We start from the raw sequence: 6,000 nt of genomic DNA, 5'->3' as shown, positions 1-6,000 counted from the left end.
TCGGCTGATCAGATCTTTGAAAAAATCGAATCATTTTGCACAGGACTTCGCTGACAGCACACTAGGCGGTGTGGACAAATTGCTTCACCGCCCGTGTTTAGATAGGGTGATATGGAGTCAGTTGCCTTGCGGCAAACCATTTTGACCACACCGCCTAGGCTTCACGCATGGAGGTGATGGCGGCCTTCATGTCTTGTGCGCCGAAGGATGAGGAGCCGGCGACGAGGACATTGGCTCCGGCCTTTGCGGCGATGGCAGCCGTTTCGGCATTGATACCGCCGTCGACTTCGATATGGAAGTTGAGGCCATTTTCTTGACGGAAAGCGGCGGCGGCTTCGACTTTACTCATCATGTCTTGCATAAATGATTGGCCGCCAAAGCCTGGGACAACAGTCATAGGGAGGAGGAGGTCGATGTGAGGAAGGTGTGGGAGGACTTCTTCAAAGGGGGTGGCAGGGTTGAGTGCTAAGCCTGCGAGGACACCAGCTTTACGAATTTCAGCGAGGGTATGCGAGACGTTGTGCTCTGCTTCGACGTGTACGGTGATCATATCTGCGCCACAGGCGAGGAAGCGGGGGAGGTAATGGTCTGGGCGAGAGATCATGAGGTGGACATCGAGGAAGATGTCATTACTTTCATGAATGGCTTGGATCATTTGAGGGCCGAAGGAGATGTTGTCGACAAAGTGGCCGTCCATGACATCGAGGTGGAGCCAGTCGGCGCCAGAGTTGATAGCTCTGCAGACTTCTTCGGTAACGCGTCCCCAATCGGCTGCGAGAAGTGAGGGAGCGATGATGCGGTCAGTGTGGTGCCATTTCTTCATGTGCGGAATCCTAAGGAGAAACTTTGTAGTTTCAAGTTGGCAGTGAGTCAGATCGCTATTAGACCCTAGTTCTATGAGTGAGGAGTTCATGATAGAGCCTAAGGGAGATGAGTTTTACATGCAGCTGGCATTGCGCGAGGCGGTAAAGGCGGCTGAGGCGGGTGAGGTGCCCATCGGGGCGGTGATAGTGAAGGATGAGCGTGTGATAGCACGGTCTTGGAATCAGGTAGAGACGCTGAAGGATGCCACGGCCCACGCTGAGATGTTAGCTCTGACTTCTGCGCAGAGTGTGGTGGGAGATTGGAGGCTAGAGGGGTGTACGGTTTATGTGACGAAGGAGCCTTGTCCAATGTGTGCAGGTGCGCTTGTGCATTGCCGTCCTGATAGAGTGGTGTTTGGGATTCCGGATCCCAAGGGTGGAGCTGCAGGTGGATGGATCAATTTGTTGGACTCCAATCCGCCGCTTAATCATAAATGTGAGATGACTTCAGGTGTGTTGCAGGAGGAATGCTTAGCTATTTTACAACATTTTTTTAGGGAAGCTCGGGCGAAGAAAAAGGCCGAGAAGGAGGCAAGAAAGCAAGAATCTTCAAAAGATCCTTCTTGATTTCTAACAGATAAACGGCCGCTTGATTGTCGAATATGTCAGAAAAGACTCAAAAATATCTAGACAAATAAGGGGTTAGAGATCAAATTGATTTCGCCACCTTGAGGCAATAAAAGCAAAACGACACACACAATACGGCGGGGGACTTCGGTCCTCCGCCTTATTATTTTTGGGAGTGGGTTGGTGTTAGTTTGAGTGGATTGTTGAGGGAAGTGGGGCCGTCACACAGTTAGTTAAGGAACCTGTACAAAGTTAGAGAGGATGTCGAGTGGGGTGTGTTTGGCGATTATGCACAAAATGAGCACAGTTTTGTATAGGGGAGGGGGTAAAAAAATGCGAGACCGCCTGGTGTGGGCGATCTCGCAATGAGATGGGTGTGATTAGTGGCGGGAGCTTATTGGGCTTCGGCCATTTTTTCTTCGAGGAATTTGCCGACCCAAGCGATATCGTATTTTCCGGACTTAAAGTCTGGGTGGTTAATGATTTCGAGTTGGAATGGGATGGTGGTTTTGATGCCACGGATCATGAATTCCTGGAGGGCGCGGTTCATGCGTGCGATAGCGATTTCACGGGTAGCGCCAGTACAGATGAGTTTGGCGATCATGGAATCGTAGTATGGCGGGACTGAGTACCCTGAGTAGACGTGGGTATCGACGCGGACACCTTTCCCACCTGGGGCGTACCAGAGGTCAATTTTACCGGGGCTAGGAGCGAAGTTGTTGTATGGGTCTTCGGCATTGATACGGCACTCGATGGACCAGCCACGTGGTTCGGCATCGAGGACGTGCTGAGAGAGGGGTTCGCCAGCGGCGACGCGGATTTGCTCTTTGATAAGCTCGGTGCCCATGACTTCCTCGGTAACCGGGTGTTCTACCTGGATACGGGTATTCATTTCCATGAAGTAAAAGTCAGTACCTGCTTCATCGACGAGGTACTCGATGGTACCGGCATTGATGTAGCCGATATTTTTCACGAGCTCGACGGATGCTTTTGCCATGCGTTCACGCAGCTCTGGGCTGACGAGTGGGGATGGGCATTCCTCGATGATTTTTTGGTTACGGCGTTGCATGGAGCAGTCGCGTTCACCGAGTTGGATAGCATTGCCGTGGGTATCGCCGAAGACTTGGAATTCCACGTGGTGTGGGTTGAGAACGAGCTTTTCGAGGTAGCAGTCACCGTTACCGAAGCAGGCGATCGCTTCTTGTGAGGCTTGGTTGTAGAGGTCGATGAAGTCGTCTTCGCTGAAGGATGGGCGCATGCCGCGACCACCACCACCTGCGGTGGCCTTGATCATGACTGGGAAGCCAATTTCTTTAGCGAGTTCGAGGCCGTGTTCGGCGGACTCGAGGATACCTTCGGAGCCGGGAGTGACGGGAACACCGAACTCGAGAGCAGTGGCGCGAGCGGTATTTTTATCACCCATGCGGCGGATGGTTTCCGCTTTAGGACCGATGAAGGTGATGTCACAGCTTTCGCAGATTTCTACGAAGCGGGCATTTTCAGAGAGGAAGCCGTATCCAGGGTGGATCGCATCTGCTTCAGTGACCTCAGCGGCCGCGATGATGCGGTCGGGCATGAGGTAGGAATCTTTTGAGGGCCCAGGGCCGATGCACACGGCTTCATCAGCGAGTTGTACGTGCATGGAGTCGACATCCGCTTCGGAGTATACGGCGACTGAGGCCACCCCGAGTTCGCGACAAGCACGGATGATACGAAGAGCGATTTCGCCACGGTTGGCGACTAAGACTTTTTTAAACATGATACAGGCAGCTGCCTTTGGCAGCTCAGGATACAGTTAGATACGGCAGAGTGCCGCGTATTTACTTAAGAGTGAAGAGTGTGTCTCCGAACTGGACTGGAGTAGCATCGTCAACAGCGATGGAAGCGATGGTGCCGGATTTTTCGGCTTTGATTTCGTTCATCACCTTCATGGCTTCGATGATGCAGATGGTTTGGCCTTCGCTGATGGTGTCACCCACTTCTAAGAAGTTCGGGGAATCAGGAGCAGGCTTACGGTAGAAAGTACCTACCATTGGAGAAGTGATGGCCTCGCCTTCGGCAGCAGGTGCGGCGTCGGCTGTTGGGGCAGCAGCGGCAGCGGCTGGAGCTGCGGCGGCAACAGGAGCAGGAGCGGCAGCGACAGGGGCTGGCATAGCGGCGAAAGCAGCTTGGATGGAGTCAGCATCAAGACCTTTCTTGAGCTTGAGGTTAAAGTCGTCCTTCTCAAGGTGGAAGTATGAGAGATCGTGCTCGTCCATGAGCTCTACGATTTTGCGGATGTCGTTGTGGTCCACGATAGTAATTTGGCTGAATTAATAAGTGCGTATCCGACGCCCGCGTCGGTACGAAGTGCTACAGGCTAGCGGTGGGCGGTGGAGAGCGTCAAGTGCGGATGAACGTTAGTTTTTTGGGCTGTTCACAACTTATTCACAAGGGTGCAGATAATTTCTTGTCTCGCTGAGTTGATCCTGTCTAAGTTGTGAATCGTATGGGGGACCGATACCGCATAGAACAAGAACTTGGCACCGGGAGGGCGGGCGCAGTGTATGAAGCCTATGACACTGAGCTGAATCGTCCGGTGGCATTTCGTCGTTTTGACACGGTTGAAGAGAACTTAGAAGATGAGGCTTGGCGTGGGCGTTTTTTTGATGTGGTGAGTGATTTGTCACGGATTAGTCACGCCAACATTTTGAGTGTGTTAGACGCTGGTATTGATGAATCTGGCCCGTATTTGGTGACGGCGCACGTGGAGGGTTTGAGGTTGAGTCAGGTCATGAAGCATGCGGGGCAGATGGATTTGGTGGAATTGTATTCTCTGACGACGCAATGTTTGGATGCCTTACAGGCTGCTGAGGAATATGGTTATTACCATCATGCATTATGCCCTTCATCGATCATAGCGACACCGAAGGCGTCGGGAGGCTTCCATTATATTTTGATGGATTTGGGGCACAGCAAGTTGATTCCTTTAGTGGGGGAGGAGGGGATGCAGACTTTATCGAAGACATTAGATCCGGCCTTGATGGCACCTGAGATTTTTGAGGGACAACCTGAGGGGATTCGGAGTACCTTGTACATGTTTGGGCAATTGATTTACTGGGTTGCGGCTGGTGGGCATCCACTGGCTGGCATCTCGTTAGAGTTAGCGCATGCGAAGCACAAGGCGGGTGAGATACCATTTTTGAGGTCGTATCGTGCGGATTTACCTGAAGCGTTTCGCCAATGGATTTATTGGTTGATTCAGCCGGATCCGGCGAAGCGGCCTAAGTCGGTGATGGAGGCGATACGCAAGTTACCGAGTTATGAGGATGCGACGACAGCGCCGAGTTTACCGCAGCCGATGCGGATGGATGCTCAGGGGATGAGTCCGAGTTATCAGGATGAGGCATAGAGTGGGAGTGGATGGCTGGGGAAAGTTTAGCTTTCTATCGGCTGAACTTTGTATAGTGATGGGGCATGATTGAGCTGGGCAAAATGAACACCCTTGAGGTGGTGCGGGAGGAAGAACGCGGGATTTACCTGGAGGCGGGAGCGGATGGGGAGATTTTATTGCCGGCCAAAGAGGTAGCTGAGGGCACGCGCCGAGGTGACATGTTAGATGTGTTTATTTACCGTGATTCCTCGGATCGATTGATTGCGACTACATGGGAGCCGAAGGCGATGGTGGGGGATTTTGCGGTATTGGAGGTGACGCAGGTGACAGCGCACGGGGCATTTTTGGATTGGGGCTTGGTGAAGGATTTGATGCTACCTTTTGGCGAGCAGAAGCGCAAGGTGAGTCAGGGGGTGAATGTGGTAGTGAGGGTGTATGTCGATGAGGAGACGCGGCGGATTGTAGCGACGACTCGGCTGGGTAGATTTTTAGGAAAGACTCAGCGGAGGTATTTGGAGAATGAGGAGGTGGAGATCATGATCGTGGACAGGACCGACTTGGGGTATCGGGTGGTCGTGGAGGGTGAGGACTGGGGGTTGATTTATCACAATCAGATTTTTCAGGCCTTAGAGGTTGGGCAGAGGTTGAAGGCTTACGTCTATGTGACGCGCTCTGATGGGAAGATAGACTTGATGTTACAGAAGCCTGGGCCGGAGAAGGCGATGGACTTAAGCCAACAAATTTTGACAAGGCTGGAGCAATCGGGCGGGTTTTCTGAGTTAGGGGACAAGGCGGATCCGAGTGCTATATTAGCGGCTTACAATGTGAGTAAGAAGACGTATAAGCGTGCTTTAAGTCAGTTATTTAAAGAGCGCAAAATCGTTTTTGAAGAGGGTGGGATACGATTGGTGAAGTAGGGTGATGATTGGCGACAAGGTAAGAGAGCTATTTGCAGATGCGGCGGCTGGTGACATGGCGTCGATTGTCGCTATTGGGTGTTTTGGAGGGATTGCGGTTATTGTCTCGATGAGTCTGATCGTGCAGATGCTACAGCGTGAGGGGAGTGGGGCGAAGAAGATTTTTTGGGCAATGGTTTTGTTAGTGCCATTGATTGGTTGGATGTTTTATCTGGCGTTTTACAAGGTGCCACCGAGTCAAGTCCACCGCTGAGGATAGTTCGATTGGAGCTACGGTCTG

General features: G+C 52.2%; 7 protein-coding genes. 4 read left to right on the top strand and 3 right to left on the bottom strand.

All coding sequences use genetic code 11. The annotated features are described in order from the left end of the window. Positions 1 to 154: 154 nt before the first annotated feature. Positions 155 to 823, bottom strand: coding sequence for a ribulose-phosphate 3-epimerase (rpe, locus tag ACFSW8_RS13415; RefSeq protein WP_377178487.1), 669 nt, complete (start codon positions 821 to 823; stop codon positions 155 to 157). Positions 824 to 896: 73 nt separating this feature from the next. Here rpe and tadA point away from each other — a divergent pair, with 73 nt between their 5' ends. Further along, positions 897 to 1,430 carry a tRNA adenosine(34) deaminase TadA gene (tadA, locus tag ACFSW8_RS13410; RefSeq protein WP_377087520.1) on the top strand — a complete coding sequence of 178 codons (534 nt, stop codon included), beginning with the start codon at positions 897 to 899 and terminating at the stop codon, positions 1,428 to 1,430. 394 nt (positions 1,431 to 1,824) lie between these two features. Here the strand turns inward: tadA and accC are convergent, their stop codons facing one another. Both accC and accB read right to left on the bottom strand, forming a co-directional pair. After that, entirely contained in the window at positions 1,825 to 3,189 is a 1,365-nt protein-coding gene (accC, locus tag ACFSW8_RS13405) for an acetyl-CoA carboxylase biotin carboxylase subunit (RefSeq protein ID WP_377087518.1), read from the bottom strand. Positions 3,190 to 3,250: 61 nt separating this feature from the next. Then, complete coding sequence (accB, locus tag ACFSW8_RS13400; protein WP_377178485.1) at positions 3,251 to 3,724, bottom strand: acetyl-CoA carboxylase biotin carboxyl carrier protein; 474 nt, start codon at positions 3,722 to 3,724, stop codon at positions 3,251 to 3,253. 194 nt (positions 3,725 to 3,918) lie between these two features. Between accB and ACFSW8_RS13395 the strand changes: the two genes are divergently transcribed. From ACFSW8_RS13395 to ACFSW8_RS13385, 3 genes are all read left to right on the top strand, one after another. Further along, complete coding sequence (locus ACFSW8_RS13395) at positions 3,919 to 4,821, top strand: serine/threonine-protein kinase (protein ID WP_377091396.1); 903 nt, start codon at positions 3,919 to 3,921, stop codon at positions 4,819 to 4,821. A gap of 83 nt (positions 4,822 to 4,904) precedes the next feature. Then, positions 4,905 to 5,720: a CvfB family protein gene (locus ACFSW8_RS13390; protein ID WP_377178483.1), complete on the top strand. Its 816-nt coding sequence runs from the start codon at positions 4,905 to 4,907 to the stop codon at positions 5,718 to 5,720. Positions 5,721 to 5,724: 4 nt separating this feature from the next. Then, positions 5,725 to 5,973, top strand: a complete 249-nt coding sequence (locus ACFSW8_RS13385; protein ID WP_377087512.1) for a PLDc N-terminal domain-containing protein — start codon at positions 5,725 to 5,727, stop codon at positions 5,971 to 5,973. Positions 5,974 to 6,000 lie beyond the last annotated feature (27 nt).

This window comes from Rubritalea tangerina (assembly GCF_042683245.1).
GTDB lineage: Bacteria > Verrucomicrobiota > Verrucomicrobiia > Verrucomicrobiales > Akkermansiaceae > Rubritalea > Rubritalea tangerina.
Note: the sequence above shows the minus strand (reverse complement) of the source record. Positions and strands in the feature narration are given on the sequence as shown.

Excerpts from the sequence above, each read along its gene's own strand:
- ACFSW8_RS13395 (WP_377091396.1), top strand. The coding sequence starts at position 3,919 with ATGGGGGACCGATACCGCATAGAACAAGAACTTGGCACCGGGAGGGCG.
- tadA (WP_377087520.1), top strand. The coding sequence starts at position 897 with ATGAGTGAGGAGTTCATGATAGAGCCTAAGGGAGATGAGTTTTACATG.
- accC (WP_377087518.1), bottom strand. The coding sequence starts at position 3,189 with ATGTTTAAAAAAGTCTTAGTCGCCAACCGTGGCGAAATCGCTCTTCGT.
- rpe (WP_377178487.1), bottom strand. The coding sequence starts at position 823 with ATGAAGAAATGGCACCACACTGACCGCATCATCGCTCCCTCACTTCTC.
- ACFSW8_RS13390 (WP_377178483.1), top strand. The coding sequence starts at position 4,905 with ATGAACACCCTTGAGGTGGTGCGGGAGGAAGAACGCGGGATTTACCTG.
- ACFSW8_RS13385 (WP_377087512.1), top strand. The coding sequence starts at position 5,725 with ATGATTGGCGACAAGGTAAGAGAGCTATTTGCAGATGCGGCGGCTGGT.